Origin of the sequence: Pseudomonas sp. FP2335, assembly GCF_030687535.1 — a bacterium.
Classification (GTDB): Bacteria; Pseudomonadota; Gammaproteobacteria; order Pseudomonadales; family Pseudomonadaceae; genus Aquipseudomonas.
Genome location: NZ_CP117437.1, coordinates 2,212,129 through 2,227,369 on the forward strand (window position 1 = coordinate 2,212,129; position 15,241 = coordinate 2,227,369).

A 15,241-nucleotide genomic window follows, 5' to 3' on the forward strand; every position below is an offset into this window, starting at 1 on the left:
AATTCTCATCTTCTCTCGATGCAAGGACCCCACCGTCATGCCCGTTGCCAGCCGGTTAACATTCGCCATTCGTACCGCCCTGTTGTTGGCCGCCGCCAGCAGCAACGCCTGGGCCGCCACCGCCGAGCCGAGCGACGACAGCGCGCAGAGCCTGACCCTTGACGCGACGAACGTCAACGCCGTGTACAACGGCCCCAGCGCCTTGCCCGAGGTGCTCGCCGGCGGCCAGGTGGCGCGGGGCGCGCGCCTGGGCATGCTGGGCAACAAGGACGTGATGGACGCCCCGTTCAGCGTCACCAGCTACACCGCCAAGACCCTTGCCGACCTGCAAACCGTGACCGTCGCCGACGCACTGGAGCGCGACCCTTCGGTGCGTTCCACCGGGCAGAACGGCGGCATCGTCGACTCGTTTTTCATCCGTGGTTTCGCGATTGGCGAGGGCAACCTCGGCGAGCTGGCCTATGACGGCGTCTACGGCGTAGCGCCCAACTACCGCGCATTTACCGAGTACGCCGAGCGCATCGAAGTGCTCAAGGGGCCGGGGGCGCTGGTGTACGGCATCTCGCCCAACAGCGGCGTCGGCGGGGTGATCAATATCGTGCCCAAACGTCCGCTGGACGAGGACCTGACGCGCTTTACCGGCAGCTATGCGTCGGACAGCCAGGTTGGCGGCCACCTCGACCTGAGCCGCCGTTTCGGCGCTGAAAACCAGTTTGGCGTGCGCTTCAACGGCAGCCTGCAAGGCGGCGACACGGCCGTGGACAACCAGCATCGCGACGTGGGCATCGGCGCGATTGCCTTGGATTATCGCGGCGAGCGCCTGCGCCTGAACCTCGACTACCTGAGCCAGAAGGAAAGCTGGGAGGGCGCCTCGCGTCCGTTCACCATTCAACCGGGCGTGCAGGTGCCGTCCGCGCCGAATGGCCGCACCAGCCTGCCGCAGAAGTGGGGCTGGTCGGACACCAAGGAGCAATCGTTGCTGTTCGGCGGCGAATATGACCTGAACGACAACCTGACGGTGTTCGCCCACGCCGGTGGCGGGCGTTCGGATGTGAAGCGCCTGTCCGACCAGGTGCCGCGCATCCTCAATGACGCCGGTGACACCAAAAACACGCCGGGCTATTACAAATTCAACGTCGACCGTTCGACGGCCGACATCGGCCTGCGCAGCCTCTTTGCCACCGGCCCGGTGACGCATACCACCACACTGATGGCGAGCCGTTATAGGGATGAGCTGTCGCGGGGCATCATCAACGGCAAGGACATTTACTCCAACATCTATCACCCGGTGGACACGCCCCAGCAGTACATCAACACGCCGAAGGTGCTGCGCATTTCCGAAACCGAGCTGTCCGGCGTGGCGTTGACCGACACCCTGGGCCTGTTCGAAGACCGCCTCCAACTGACCCTGGGCATGCGTCACCAAGCCATCGAATCGCGCAACTACAACAGCACCGGCGGGGTCAGTGCGCGGTATGACGCCAGCGCCAATACGCCGCTGCTGGGCGTGGTGGTCAAGCCCTGGGATGACGTGTCGCTCTACTACAACTACGTCGAAGGCCTGAGCAAAGGCGATGCCGCACCCGGTACGGCGAGCAATGCCGGCGAGACCTTTGCGCCCTACGAGTCCAAGCAACACGAACTGGGCGTGAAGTATGAACACGGCCGCTTCATGACCAGCGTGGCGTTGTTCCAGATTGAAAAGCCCAGCGGCGAAGTCGGTGCCGGCAATGTGTTTTCGGTACAGGCCGAGCAGCGCAACCGTGGTGTCGAGCTGAGCCTGTATGGCGAAGTGGCGCCCGGCACGCGCCTGATGGGCGGTGTGACCTTTCTCGATGGCGAGCTGACCCAATCCGCCACCGCCGCCAACCGTGGCAACAAACCCGTGGGCGTGCCGGACATCCAGGCCAACCTCTGGGCCGAGTGGGACACGCCGGGGCTGGAAGGTTTCACCCTTACCGGCGGCGCGATCTATACCGACCGCCAGTACGTCGACCAGGCCAATACCCAGCAGTTGGATGCGTGGACGCGCATCGACATGGGCGCGCGCTACGCGACCAAGATCGAAGGGCGGCCTACCACCTTCCGCGCCACGGTGCAGAACGTGTTTGATCGTGAATACTGGTCGGGGGTGGCGTCGTACGGCGCTTTCTCGCCGGGTTATCCGCGCACGTTGCAGCTGTCGGCCAGCGTGGATTTTTGAGGCCAGCGTCAACCACGAATGTCGATATCAGGCACATTCGTGCCGCCCTCAGGCTATTTTCGCGCAAGCCGGCCCGCGTAAGGTGACTCATCATTAAGAGATGATGATCGCCTGACTGATCAGTCAGTACGCCTCAACGTCGATCACCGAGAATAAAAACAACGATGAATAGCCTGAGTTCCAAGGATTTGAACGGTCAATTGGCGCAAGGCTTCAAGCCGCGCCATGTCACCATGTTGTCTATCGCAGGGATTATCGGCGCAGGGCTGTTTGTCGGCTCCGGGCACGCGATTGCAGCGGCGGGCCCGGCCGTGATGCTGGCCTATCTGTTTTCCGGGTTGCTGGTGGTGCTGGTCATGCGCATGCTTGGCGAGATGGCGGTGGCCAACCCAGACACCGGTTCGTTCTCGACCTATGCGGACCAGGCCATCGGGCGCTGGGCCGGCTTCACCATCGGCTGGCTGTACTGGTGGTTCTGGGTGCTGGTGATCCCCATCGAAGCCCTGGCCGCCGGGCATATCCTCAACCAATGGTTCCCGCAGATCGACGCTTGGCTCTTTGCCTTGCTGTCGATCTTTTTGTTGGTGGTCACCAATCTGTTCAGCGTGTCCAAGTACGGCGAATTCGAGTTCTGGTTCGCCATGGCCAAGGTGGTGGCGATCATCGGCTTTATTGGCCTGGGTTTTGCCGTGCTGATGGGCTGGATCCCCGAGCGCGAGGCCAGCGGGCTCGGCCGCTTGATGGAGGAACACGGTGGGTTCGCGCCGAATGGACTGTCGGCGGTGGTCGGCGCGTTCATTACCATCATGTTCAGCTTCATCGGCACCGAAGCGGTGACCATCGCGGCCGCGGAGTCCAGCAACCCGGCGCAGAACATCGCCCGCGCGACCCGTTCGGTGATGTGGCGTATCGGTGTGTTCTATGTGTTATCGATTTTTGTGGTGATCTCCGTGGTGCCCTGGGATGACCCGTTGCTGGCGTCGGTCGGCTCCTACCAGCGCGCACTGGAACTGATGAACATTCCCCACGCCAAGCTGCTGGTGGATGTGGTGGTACTGATCGCCGTGGCCAGTTGCATGAACTCATCGATCTACATTGCGTCGCGCATGCTGTTTTCCCTGGGCAAGCGCGGCGATGCTCCCGCGCTGATGAAAAAGACCTCGGCGGCCAGCGTGCCCCGGGCCGCGGTGCTGGCCAGTACTGTGCTGGGCGCGGGGGTGACGCTGCTCAGCTATTTCATGCCGGCCGGGTTGTTCCAGTTTTTGCTGGCGAGTTCGGGCGCCATTGCCTTGCTGGTGTACTTGGTGATCGCGATTTCGCAACTGCGCATGCGCAAGATCCTGCAGCGGCGTAACGTGCCGCTGACGTTCAAGATGTGGCTGTTTCCCTGGCTGACGTGGCTGGTGATTGCGTTCATTTGCGGCGCGTTGACGGTGATGCTGGTGACGCCGGAGCACCGCTTCGAGGTGTCGTCGACCCTGGGCCTGGCGTTGTTGATTTCATTCATCGGCCTGATCACCGCACGACATCCCGGACCCGCGCAATTGCCCGTAGCCGCAGCCACCCAACCATGACCACCCGGGCGGTCAACAGCATTGTGTTCTTGCTGCTGGACCAGTTCACGCTGATCTCGCTGGCGTCCGCCCTGGAACCGTTGCGCATGGCCAACCAATTGGCGGGCCAGGAGCTGTATCGCTGGCACACCGCGAGCCTCGACGGCCACCCGGTCTGGGCCAGCGACGGCGTGCCCGTCACCCCGGACGGCTCGATTGTCAGCGTGCCGTCCGCAGACAGCGTGATCGTATGCGGCGGCATTGGTATCCAAGGCACCGTGACCGGCGAACTGCTCAAATGGCTGCGCGGCCAGGCACGCTATTCCAAGCGCCTGGGCGGCATCTGCACCGGCAGTTGGGTGCTGGCGCGGGCCGGCTTGCTCGATGGGCACGAATGCAGCGTGCACTGGGAATGGTTGGCGGCCATGCAGGAAGCGTTTCCACGGGTGAGCGTCAGTTCCAGCCTGTTCACCCTCGACCGTGAGCGTCTCACCAGCTCGGGGGGGACGGCGCCCCTGGACATGATGTTGCACCTGATCGGCCGCGATCACGGGCATGAGTTGTCGGCGGCGATTTCGGACATGTTCGTGTACGAACGCATCCGCAACGAGCAGGACCACCAGCGCGTGCCACTCAAGCACATGCTCGGCACCCAGCAACCGAAGTTGCAGGAAATTGTCGCGCTGATGGAAGCCAACCTCGAAGAGCCGATCAACCTCGATGAGCTGGCCGCTTACGTCGCGCTGTCGCGTCGCCAGCTTGAGCGGATGTTCCAGAAGTACCTGCATTGTTCGCCGTCGCGCTATTACCTGCGGCTGCGGCTGATCCGTGCGCGGCAGTTGCTCAAGCAGACGCCCATTTCCATTGTCGAGTTGGCGGTGCTCTGTGGCTTTGTGTCCACGCCGCACTTCTCCAAATGCTACCGCGAGTACTTTGGCGTGCCGCCCAGTGATGAGCGCTCGGTCACCGACGGTGAGCGCTCGCAGGTGTTGAAACCGATGATTCAACTGCGCCCCGCACCGGCACCGATGAATGTGTTGGAGCAGGCGCGAGGGGAGTCGACGTTTGCCAGTGTCAAAAATCTGAAGTGACGCCGATGTTGGCGTAGCGGGCCTATGAAAAGTGCAACAGTCCCCGCGAAACGTCCATTTCGCCCCACGCCCGCGCTCGCAATACTGGCCACCAACTCCAATAAAAACAGGTGTCCCGATGCAACCCTCCAACTCCCTGCTGGAAGACCTCAAGGCGATCCTGCCGAGCATTGCCGCGAATGCCGCCCAGGCCGAAACCGAACGGAAAGTGCCAGCGGCCAATATCGCCTTGCTTAAAAGCCTTGGCCTGCACCGTGCGTTTCAACCCAAGGCCTACGGCGGCCTGGAAATGTCATTGCCGGCGTTCTGCGACTGCATTGCGCTGTTGGCCGGCGCGTGTGCGAGCACAGCGTGGGCGATGAGTCTGCTGTGCACCCATAGTCATCAACTGGCGATGTTTTCCAAGCAGTTGCAGGACGAGCTGTGGCGGGAGAACCCCGATGCGACGGCCAGCAGCAGTATTGCGCCGTTCGGCCAGGTCGAGGAGGTCGACGGTGGTGTGCTCTTCAGTGGGCAGATGGGCTGGAGCAGCGGCAGTGATCACGCCGAGTGGGCGATCCTGGGCTGTCGCCGACACAACTCCGAGGGCGGCCAGGATTATTGCTTTGCGGTGTTGCCGCGCAGTGATTATCAGATCCTCGACGACTGGTTCGCCGTGGGCATGCGCGGCAGCGGCACCAAGACCTTGAGCGTCGATAAGGTGTTTGTGCCCAACTACCGCATCCAGAAAGCCAAGGACATGATGGAAGGCAAATCCGCCGGGTTTGGCTTGTACCCCGACAGCGAGATTTACTTCACGCCCTATCGGCCGTATTTCGCCAGTGGTTTCTCGACGGTGAGCCTTGGCGTTGCCGAGCGGATGCTCGAAGCCTTTCGCGACAAGACGCGCCACCGCGTGCGCGCCTACACCGGCGCCCAGGTCGGCGCGGCCACCCCGGCGCTGATGCGCCTGGCCGAGTCGACCCACCAGGTCGCCGCCGCCCGCGCATTCCTGGAAAAAACCTGGCAGGAACACGCCGAGCATGGCGCCCGCCATGCGTACCCGTCGAAACAAACCCTGGCGTTCTGGCGCACCAACCAGGCGTACGCCGTGAAGATGTGCATCCAGGCCGTGGACCGCTTGTTTGAAGCCGCCGGCGGCGGGGCGTGGATGGAGAGCAACGAGCTGCAACGGTTGTGGCGCGACGCCCATATGACCGGGGCGCATGCCTACACCGACTACGACGTGTGCGCGCAGATTCTCGGGCGCGAGCTGATGGGGCTTGAGCCCGATCCCACGATGGTCTGAGTCGGCGTTCAATCATAATAATCAGCGCTGCGGCACGGCTGCGGCGCGAGGAGTCTTGCATGTCTACTGAATTCGATTCACGCGCCTTTCGCCGCGCCCTGGGCAACTTTGCCACGGGTGTCACGGTGGTCACCGCCGCGACTGAGAACGGCCAGCAGGTCGGGGTCACGGCCAACAGTTTCAACTCGGTATCGCTGGACCCGCCGCTGGTGTTGTGGAGCATCGACAAACGTTCCAGCAGCCATGCGGTGTTCGAGCAGGCGAGCCATTTTGCGGTGAACATCCTGGCGGCCAACCAGATCGACCTGTCGAACAATTTTGCGCGGCCCCGGGAAGACCGGTTTGCCGGGGTTGACCATGAACGCGGTGAAGGAGGGGCGCCGGTGTTCGCCGACTGTGCCGCGCACTTTCATTGTGAGAAGTACCAGCAGGTGGATGGCGGGGACCACTGGATCATGATCGGCAAGGTCGTGCGCTTCGACGACTTTGGCCGGGCGCCGCTGCTGTATCACCAGGGCGTGTATTCGCTGGTGTTGCCGCATCCGCAACTGGCGAAGGCGGCCTGTTAGTCGACACAAATGCTGACTGACCCACCACTATCGCAGGCAAGCCAGCTCCCACACTTGGATGTGCACCAAACCCCTGTGGGAGCGGGCTTGCCCGCGAAGGCGGCGTGTCAGTCGACACAAATGCTGGCTGACCCACCGCTATCGCAGGCAAGCCAGCCCCCACAGTTGGATGTGCACCATACCCCTGTGGGAGCGGGCTTGCCCGCGAAGGCGGCGTGTCAGCCGACACAAATACTGGCTGACCCACCGCTATCGCAGGCAAGCCAGCTCCCACAGTTGGATGTGCACCATACCCCTGTGGGAGCGGGCTTGCCCGCGAAGGCGGCGTGTCAGTCGATACAAATGCTGGCTGACCCACCGCTATCGCAGGCAAGCCAGCCCCCACAGTTGGATGTGCGCCAAACCCCTGTGGGAGCGGGCTTGCCCGCGAAGGCGGCGTGTCAGTCGATACAAATGCTGGCTGACCCACCGCTATCGCAGGCAAGCCAGCCCCCACAGTTGGATGTGCGCCAAACTCGGCAAACGAGGACACCGCCGATCCCTGTGTTCTGGGATCAGTACACCCCACCTGCTGCGGGTCCAGGGGGGGCAATCTGCTTGAAGCGACCCGCTAGGGTTTGCAGCCCGCGCATCAATACGGTGGTATCCACGCCGACGGCGACAAAAGTAGCGCCCAATTCCAGGTAGCGGCGCGCCAGTTTTTCATCGGCACTCAGAATGCCAACCGCCTTGCCTGCTTTGCACACCCGCGCAATCGCCTCTTCGATCGCCGCTTGTACGTCCGGGTGGCCAGGGTTGCCCCGATGGCCCATGGCTGCCGACAAGTCCGCTGGACCGATGAACACGCCGTCTACGCCGTCGACCGCGGCGATGGCATCGAGGTTGGCCAGGCCCTTGGTGTTTTCGATCTGCACCAGCAGGCACATTTCTGCGTCGGCCTTGTCCAGGTAATCCGGCACGCTGTTCCAGCGCGACGCCCGCGCCAACGCGCTGCCGACGCCCCGAATGCCCTGGGGCGGGTAGGTGATGGCGCGCACCAGCTCGCGCGCCTGGGCGGCGCTTTCAACCATCGGCACCAGCAGGGTCTGCACACCAATATCCAGCACTTGTTTGATCAACGCCGTGTCGCCCTGCACCGGGCGGATGATCGGCTGCGAGGGGTAGGGCGCAATTGCCTGCAACTGGCCGAGCAGGCTGCGCAGGTCGTTGGGCGCGTGTTCGCCGTCGATCAGCAGCCAGTCGAACCCGGCGTTGGCGGCCAGTTCCGCGCAGTACGCATCCGCCAGGCCCAGCCACAGGCCGATCTGCGGTTCACCCGCCTTGAGGCGGGCCTTGAACGTGTTTTTCAGCATCACTACACCCTCAGACAAAGCGGCAGGCAATGCTGCCCAGTTGGTCGTAGTCGACATGGAAGGTGTCGCCCGGACTGGCCGTCACCGGCCGCGTGAACGAGCCGCCGAGGATGATCTGCCCCGGTTCCAGGCTCACGTCGTAGGCCGCGAGCTTGTTGGCCAGCCATGCCACGCCCTTGGCCGGGTGATTGAGCACGGCGGCGCTGACCCCGGATTCCTCGATCACGCCGTTGCGGTACAGCACCGCCGGAATCCGCCGCAGGTCCACGTCGGTGGGGCGTACCGGGCGGCCGCCCATCACCACGCCGGCGTTGGCGGCGTTATCGGAAATGGTGTCGAACACCTTGCGGGTGGCGCCGGTCTGCGGATCGACCTGCTGGATGCGCGCGTCGATGATTTCCAGCGCCGGGATCACCCATTCGGTGGCATCGAGTACGTCGAATACCGTGACGTTCGGGCCCTTGAGGGGTTTGCCGAGGATGAACGCCAGTTCGACTTCCACCCGCGGCACGATGAAGCGTTCGAAAGGGATGTCGGTGCCTTCGTCGAAGAACATGTCGTCGAGCAGGGCGCCGAAGTCGGGTTCGGTGATGTTCGACGAGACCTGCATGGCGCGGGAGGTCAGGCCGATCTTGTGGCCGACCAGCTTGCGCCCGTCCCTGATCTTGCGTGCTACCCATGCGCGTTGGATGGCGTAGGCGTCGTCGAGGGTGATGTCGGGGTAGCTGAGGGAAAACTGCGCGACTTGCTGGCGCGTGCGTTCGGCCGTGTCGAGGCGCTCGGCCGCCAGTTGGATCAAGGTTGAATCGAGCATGACGGGTCTCTCTGCAAAAAAGGATTCAGCGGTTGAACAGCGGGTGCAGGCTGCTGTGTTTGCCGTCGTAGACCTGGCCCGGGCTTTCGTCGATCTGCAGGGTGATGCCGATCGGTCGCTGCAGCAGCAGGTGGCCCAGGTGTGCGTTCAACACCGCCAGCAATTGGTCGCCGACCTGTTGGTGCACCGCTGCACTGCGCCCGGCGCCCATGCGCAGGTTGGCGTAGAGAAAGCCGTAGTCGCCGTTGCCGTCGGCCACGGCGCTGTGGGCGGCGGGGTAGGCCAGCACGCGGGTGCCGCCCTTGGGGAAGACCGCTTTGCCGCTTGCGTCGTGTTGCTCGAGCATGGTGTCGGCAAGTGCCCGGCACAGGCCCGGGATGTCGGCGCAGGGCTCCAGGTCGGCGGTGTAGAGCAGGACTAAGTGGGGCATGTCAGGTCTCTCTGTCAGAGGCGGCTGGTGGAGGCCACGGCAGTGGGGTTGGACGCGCTGGCCGGCGGCGTGGCCGAGCCGTCCTGTGGCGTCACCGGGAAAATCGCGTTGATCTGGCCGGTACCGGAGGCGGCGAAGTAGGGCGTCAGTACTTCGACTTTGGCGTCGTAGTTCGACCAGCCCATGGCCCCCAACAGCATCGCGGTGTCATGCATGAAACCTTCGCCGTGCCCCTTGGCCGCGTACTCCGGGAGCATGCCGCAGAACTCCGGCCACTCGGCGTCCTGCCACATCTGCACCACACGCTGGTCGAGGGTTTCGAGGAACGGGCTCCAGATCCGGGTGGCGAATTCCGGGGCCTGGCCGTTCTGGGCAAAACGGTGTGACAGTGAACCGCTGGCAAGGAACGCCACGGTACCGTCGTAGTGCTCTTGCACCGCCTTGCGCATGGCCCAGCCGAGGCGGGCGCTGTCGTTGAGGTAGTGCGAGGTGCACAGCGCCGACACCGAGATCACCTTGAAATGCTGGTCGGCGTTCATGTAGCGCATCGGCACCAGCGTGCCGTATTCCGGCGCCAGGGTGGTGGCGTGGTGGGCCATGGTTTCCACGCCAAGGCGGTTGCATTCATCGGCGAGGATTTTGCCCAGCTCCGGGTTGCCGGGGAACTCGTACTCCATGTTACTGATGAAGTGCGGCAGTTCGTTGCTGGTGTACAGGCCCTTGAAATGCGGCCCGCAATTGATGTGGTAGTTGGCGTTGACCAGCCAGTGGGTGTCGAACACCACCAGCGTATCGACTCCCAGTTCCCGGCAGCGTCGGCCGATTTCGCGATGCCCGTCGATGGCGGCCTGGCGAAAGCCCTGGCGTGGGCCGGGCAGTTCCGATAGGTACATCGACGGCACGTGAGTGATCTTGGCGGCTAGAGCAAGCTTGCCCATGACGGTTCTCCTGGCGGGGCCCTCGAGGGCCCGGATTCTTGTGATTGGTCTGCGCGAAGGTGGCCGGTGACCCTTGCCGTTTTATAAACCCGGCAGGCTCACGATAGCGAGTCGATCCTCACAGCCCCCAGCGTGGAATGTGATGGCTGCCCATGGAGATGCAGATGTTCTTGGCTTCGGTAAACACCTCGAAGCTGTATTCGCCGCCTTCACGCCCGGTGCCCGAGCCCTTGACGCCGCCGAACGGCTGGCGCAAATCGCGCACGTTCTGGCTGTTGATGAAGACCATGCCGGCTTCGATGCCGTATGCCAGGCGATGGGCCTTGCCGATGTCCTGGGTCCAGATGTAGGAGGCCAGGCCGTACTCGGTGTCGTTGGCCAGGCGCAGGGCTTCGGCCTCGTCCTTGAACTTGATCAGGCACACCACCGGGCCGAAGATTTCTTCCTGGGCGATGCGCATGCGGTTGTCCACGTCGGCAAACACGGTGGGCTGGATGAACTGGCCCTTGGACAAATGCGCCGGCAGATTGGCCGGGCGTTCCAGGCCGCCGGCCAGCAGGTTGGCGCCTTCTTCGATGCCGATCTTGATATAACCGGTGACCTTGTCGTAATGGGCCTGGGTGATCATCGAGCCGACCTGGGTCTTCGGGTCTTGCGGATCGCCGACGATCAGGCGCTTGGCGCGTGCGGCGAACTCGGCGACGAAGCTGTCGTAGACGGTTTCCTGGATAAAGATGCGGCTGCCGGCGGTGCAGCGTTCACCGTTCAGCGAGAAGATAGTGAACAGCGCTGCGTCCAAGGCGCGATCAAGGTCGGCATCGTCAAAAATCAGCACCGGGCTCTTGCCGCCCAGTTCCATCGAGTACTTTTTCAAGCCTGCGGTCTGCATGATCCGCCGCCCGGTGGCAGTGCCGCCGGTGAAGGAAATCGCGCGCACATCGGGGTGGCGTACCAGCGCATCGCCGGCCGTTGCGCCGTAACCCTGAACGACGTTGAGCACGCCGGGCGGGATGCCGGCTTCCAGTGCCAGGCGCCCGAGTTCATTGGCGGTCAGCGGCGACAGTTCGCTCATCTTCAGCACCGCTGTGTTACCCAGGGCCAGCGCGGGCGCGGTCTTCCAGGTGGCGGTCATGAACGGTACGTTCCACGGCGACACCAGCGCGCAGACCCCCACCGGCTGGCGCAGGGTGTAGTTGAGCATCTGGTCGTCGACCGGGTAGCTGTGGCCGTCCATGCGCGTGCAGACTTCGGCGAAGAAATCGAAGTTATGCGAGGCACGCGGGATTAGCACGTTCCTGGTCTGGTGGATCGGCAGGCCGGTGTCGAGGGTTTCCAGTTCGGCCAGGTTCGGCACGTTCTGCTCGATCAACTCGCCGAGCTTGCGCATCAGCCGCGCGCGCTCCTTGGCCGGGGTGTTGGCCCACTTGGGGAAGGCCTGCTTGGCCGCCGCGACGGCCAGGTTGACCTCCTCGGCACCGCCGCTGGCGACTTCACCCAGGGCTTCGCCGGTGGCCGGGTTGTAGTTGGTGAAGGTGTCGCGGCTCTCGACTTCGCGGCCGTTGATCCAGTGCTTGATCATGCTGTGCTCTCTGTTGTTGTGTTCAGCCGCGCGCGGCAAAGAATTCGGATTCGCTGACGATGCGGTTGACCAGGCGGCCAACGCCTTCGACTTCCACCACCACTTCATCCCCCGGCACCACATCGGCCAGGCCTTCGGGCGTGCCGGTGGCGATCATGTCGCCGGGTTGCAGGGTCATGAAGCTGGAGAAGTATTCGATCAGGTAGGGGATGTCGAAGATCATGTCGGCAGTGCTGCCTTGCTGCTTCAACTCGCCATTGATCCAGGTGCGCAGGGTCAGTCGCGACGGATCGGGCACGTCGGCGGCGTCGACGATCCACGGGCCGACTGGGGTGGTGCAGTCGCGGTTCTTCACGCGCAGGTTGGGGCGGTAGTAGTTTTCCAGGTAGTCGCGGATTGCATAGTCGTTGCACACCGTGTAGCCGGCCAAATAGTCCAGCGCGTCCGCCCGCTTGACGTTGCGCGCCGGTTTGCCGATCACCGCCACCAACTCGCACTCGTAGTGCATGTACTTGACGTTTTCGGGGCGCCAGGTCACTTGGTTGTGGCCGGTGTAAGTGCCCGGCGACTTGATGAATGCCAGCGGTTCGGTGGGCGCGTTGAAGGCCAGTTCGGCGGCATGGTCGGCGTAGTTCAGGCCCAGGGCGAACATGCTGCCCTCGGCAGGCGGCAGCCATTGCACCTGATGTTCGGCGAGCAGGCGGCCATCGGCGAGGCGCACGGCGTTGTCGGCTTCTACGGTGACGGTGTGGATCTGGTTCTGATAACGGATGCGTGCGTGTTTCATCGGTGATTCCTCACTCGGCCACGATTGAGTTGCGCAGGCGACCGAGGCCGCTGATTTCCACCACGACGTCATCGCCGGGCACTACATCGACGCGGCCTTCCGGGGTGCCGGTGATCAGCACGTCGCCTTCATGCAGGGTCATGAATTCGCTGAGTTCGGCAATCAGCCGGGGAATGCTGCGCACGAAATTGGCGGTGCTGTTTTCCTGGCGCACTTCGCCGTTGACCAGCAGCTTGAGTATCAGGTTGTGGGCGTGCGGAACATCGCGGGTGGGGATCACCTCGCTGCTGAGTGCACAGAAGCCATCGCGGCACTTGGCTTTGACGGCGGGGCGGTAGTAGCTGTCTTCGGGCAGGCTGAATTCGTTGACGATCAGGTAGCCAGCGACGTGGGCCAGGGCGTCCTGCTCGGCGACGCGGCTGGCGGTCTTGCCGATTACCACGCCCAGCGCCGGGCCGGGTTGCAGGCGCTCGCCGGCGGGGGCGGTCACGGCTTGGCCGTCGGTGGTGCGGGTGTTGGGGGTCTTGATGAACAGGACCGGTTTTTGCGGTGGCTGCTGGTAGGGCGGTTGGTTGAATTCGGCCAGTCGGCTTTGCAGCAGACCGGTGTAGTTCAAGGCAACGCCGAACAAGGTGCCTGTGGCGATTTCGCTGGCGGCGCGGGGCATGCGGATCTCCTGAGTCTGGCTGGGTTGGTTAACATGTTAATCTTATGATTAAGATGTTAACAATGCCTGGGTGGGATTTTTTTTCAGCAGGTCAAGTCAGCGGCGAAAAGATCAATCGCAGCCTGGTCGACGTGTTTGCCCGCACGCCCGGTGTGTATAGCCAGGCTGGTAACGAAAGATTCGCCCAAGTACAAAGTCTCGGTGGGCGGCATCTACCGCTTCAATGAGCGTTTGACCTTGAACACCGACGTTACGTACCAGAGCACGGCGCCGCCGGAGTATGAGTTCGACACGGCAGGCAAGGTGACGGGCGAGCGGCGCAGCGACAACTATGTGCTGGCCAACTTCAGCGGTGAGTACAAGGTCACCAGGAATGTGGCGGTGTCGGGCTTTGTGAAAAATGCCTTCGACAAGGAATACGTGACCAACAACCGTGGCGGCGACATTATCGATGCGGGTGCGCCGCGTACGTTTGGGGTGGCGGTGCGTTACGACCTGTAAGTGGGGTTGGCAGATGTGTTGGCTGGTCTAACGCCATCGGGGGCTTGCCCCCGATGAGGGTGTTACCATCGCCGGCACTTCTCAGTTGTCCGAGGTTGATCATCCACGATGCTGCACGCTTTCACGCAGAACAAAAGCCGCTTGTATCAACGCTATCGCGGGATTCGTGACGGCGAAGAAAAACGCATCGCCGCCGAAGACGAAATCACTTCATTGATTTTTTCGCCACTGGCGTTTTTGCCGGATGTGGCCATTGGTGAATTCTGGCGGGCGTTGGTTGAGTATCGCGAGAAGGCGCTGCCACTGCCATTTCCGGATGGTGTGGTGAGTACCGCCAGCATGGATTTCTGGCTCAAGGATGGGATTGAGCCGGACCTGGTGGTGCGTTTGCACTGGCCGTGCGGAGCGTCGCGAACGTTGATCGTGGAACTGAAATGGCGCTCGCCGTTGAGCCCGCCTGATCAGCTCCAGCAGCAGTGGACGCAGTACCTGAGCGCGGCTGAGCGCGCGTCGGCCTATCACCTGTTCATCGCGCCGGACGTCAGTGCCGGGGAGAGTGCGCTGAGCAATGACGTATGGAACGGCAGGCTCATGCTGCGGCCCTGGCATCAGGTCGCGGACCTGTTGAACGCACTGGACGGCCCGCTGCAAAAGTGGGCCCGACAAGCCTGCGCATTTCTGAAACTGCTGCACATTGCGCCCTTCAGCGGTTTCTCGAAGCTTGCCGCGCCCGAGCTCCCTGAAGCCTTGCCTGGCCAGCCGTTTTTCTGGGCGGGCTTTTCCGGTTTTGATCATCTGACGCCGCCGAATCTGGAGCACTACCCATGTCTGAAATAGGCCAATCGATCCGCAAGGCACAGATCTTTCTCATTGAGGTCGGCGAGGAATGCACGCGGCTGGCGACGGCGATCAAGGCTGAGCTGAGTCGTGCGTTGCATCAGGAGCTGGCAGCGGATTTTTGGACGCCTGCAACCTGGTCTTCGCAGTCCGGCATCTACGATGCCGAGAAGTGGGTACGGCAGGAAATGGGCTACTCGATGCCGATATACCGCAAAGGCAGCAATGACATTTACGGCTATCTGGTGTTGCAGATCAGCCTGAGTGGTTTCGGGACTGATGTGCCGGGTAACGTTGAGCCGTTGGTTCACGTTGGCTTCTGGGCAACGCCTTTGGTGCTGCCAAATTCCGGGTTCTATTTTCCGGTCGAGGTGGAGGGCCTGGCTGTGATTGTCGACCACAGCCGTCTGATCCGCTGGCACTGTGACGACTTCGAAGGATATGAAGATGAGTGGACCTTCAGCGTGCTACTCACATCGTTGAACAGCCCCGCCGATGTCCACAGATGTGTGACTTGTCCTGTCGTCGCCCAATTAACCAACGGTGACGTAGCGCAGGCCTTGCAGCAGGCGAGGGCGGTGCGCTACAGCGACCGGGGCAACGGCAATCTTGTCGTCATGGCCGACTGAGCC

At 62.8% G+C, this 15,241-nt stretch carries 13 protein-coding genes and 2 pseudogenes; 8 read left to right on the plus strand and 7 right to left on the minus strand.

What is annotated here, in order from left to right; all coding sequences use genetic code 11:
• The first annotated feature begins 37 nt into the window (after positions 1 to 37).
• The 5 genes and pseudogenes from PSH81_RS09995 to PSH81_RS10015 form a co-directional block, all read left to right on the plus strand.
• On the plus strand, positions 38 to 2,203 hold the full coding sequence (locus tag PSH81_RS09995; RefSeq protein ID WP_305392417.1) for a TonB-dependent siderophore receptor: 2,166 nt from the start codon (positions 38 to 40) through the stop codon (positions 2,201 to 2,203).
• Between the two features lie 164 nt (positions 2,204 to 2,367).
• The gene (gabP, locus tag PSH81_RS10000) at positions 2,368 to 3,777 is read left to right on the plus strand and encodes a GABA permease (RefSeq protein WP_192300411.1); all 1,410 of its coding nucleotides are present in this window, start codon (positions 2,368 to 2,370) and stop codon (positions 3,775 to 3,777) included.
• Entirely contained in the window at positions 3,774 to 4,847 is a 1,074-nt protein-coding gene (locus PSH81_RS10005) for a GlxA family transcriptional regulator (RefSeq protein ID WP_305392418.1), read from the plus strand. The genes gabP and PSH81_RS10005 overlap by 4 nt, the downstream gene beginning before the upstream one ends.
• Before the next feature lie 118 nt (positions 4,848 to 4,965).
• Positions 4,966 to 6,135 (plus strand): p-hydroxyphenylacetate 3-hydroxylase oxygenase component, encoded by a 1,170-nt coding sequence (locus tag PSH81_RS10010; protein WP_305392419.1) that lies wholly within the window; start codon positions 4,966 to 4,968, stop codon positions 6,133 to 6,135.
• A gap of 59 nt (positions 6,136 to 6,194) precedes the next feature.
• Positions 6,195 to 6,692: pseudogene (locus PSH81_RS10015) on the plus strand (flavin reductase family protein); the annotation flags it as partial.
• Positions 6,693 to 7,258: 566 nt separating this feature from the next.
• Here PSH81_RS10015 and hpaI read toward each other — a convergent pair.
• The 7 genes from hpaI to PSH81_RS10050 form a co-directional block, all read right to left on the minus strand.
• A complete protein-coding gene (gene hpaI / locus PSH81_RS10020) occupies positions 7,259 to 8,056 on the minus strand; it encodes a 4-hydroxy-2-oxoheptanedioate aldolase (RefSeq protein WP_226456020.1) in 798 nt (265 codons plus the stop codon).
• 10 nt (positions 8,057 to 8,066) lie between these two features.
• A complete protein-coding gene (hpaH, locus tag PSH81_RS10025) occupies positions 8,067 to 8,870 on the minus strand; it encodes a 2-oxo-hept-4-ene-1,7-dioate hydratase (RefSeq protein WP_226456019.1) in 804 nt (267 codons plus the stop codon).
• Between the two features lie 25 nt (positions 8,871 to 8,895).
• Entirely contained in the window at positions 8,896 to 9,300 is a 405-nt protein-coding gene (locus tag PSH81_RS10030; protein ID WP_226456018.1) for a 5-carboxymethyl-2-hydroxymuconate Delta-isomerase, read from the minus strand.
• Positions 9,301 to 9,314: 14 nt separating this feature from the next.
• Positions 9,315 to 10,238 carry a 3,4-dihydroxyphenylacetate 2,3-dioxygenase gene (hpaD, locus tag PSH81_RS10035; protein WP_226456017.1) on the minus strand — a complete coding sequence of 308 codons (924 nt, stop codon included), beginning with the start codon at positions 10,236 to 10,238 and terminating at the stop codon, positions 9,315 to 9,317.
• Between the two features lie 118 nt (positions 10,239 to 10,356).
• Positions 10,357 to 11,817, minus strand: a complete 1,461-nt coding sequence (gene hpaE, locus PSH81_RS10040; RefSeq protein WP_305392420.1) for a 5-carboxymethyl-2-hydroxymuconate semialdehyde dehydrogenase — start codon at positions 11,815 to 11,817, stop codon at positions 10,357 to 10,359.
• A 22-nt stretch (positions 11,818 to 11,839) separates the two neighbouring features.
• Positions 11,840 to 12,604: a fumarylacetoacetate hydrolase family protein gene (locus tag PSH81_RS10045; RefSeq protein ID WP_305392421.1), complete on the minus strand. Its 765-nt coding sequence runs from the start codon at positions 12,602 to 12,604 to the stop codon at positions 11,840 to 11,842.
• 10 nt (positions 12,605 to 12,614) lie between these two features.
• Entirely contained in the window at positions 12,615 to 13,271 is a 657-nt protein-coding gene (locus PSH81_RS10050) for a fumarylacetoacetate hydrolase family protein (protein ID WP_305392422.1), read from the minus strand.
• 180 nt (positions 13,272 to 13,451) lie between these two features.
• Here PSH81_RS10050 and PSH81_RS10055 point away from each other — a divergent pair.
• The 3 genes and pseudogenes from PSH81_RS10055 to PSH81_RS10065 all read left to right on the plus strand — a co-directional run.
• A pseudogene (locus PSH81_RS10055) lies at positions 13,452 to 13,772 on the plus strand (energy transducer TonB); the annotation flags it as partial.
• A 108-nt stretch (positions 13,773 to 13,880) separates the two neighbouring features.
• Positions 13,881 to 14,609: a hypothetical protein gene (locus PSH81_RS10060; protein WP_226456014.1), complete on the plus strand. Its 729-nt coding sequence runs from the start codon at positions 13,881 to 13,883 to the stop codon at positions 14,607 to 14,609.
• The gene (locus PSH81_RS10065; protein WP_305392423.1) at positions 14,597 to 15,238 is read left to right on the plus strand and encodes a hypothetical protein; all 642 of its coding nucleotides are present in this window, start codon (positions 14,597 to 14,599) and stop codon (positions 15,236 to 15,238) included. The genes PSH81_RS10060 and PSH81_RS10065 overlap by 13 nt, the downstream gene beginning before the upstream one ends.
• Positions 15,239 to 15,241 lie beyond the last annotated feature (3 nt).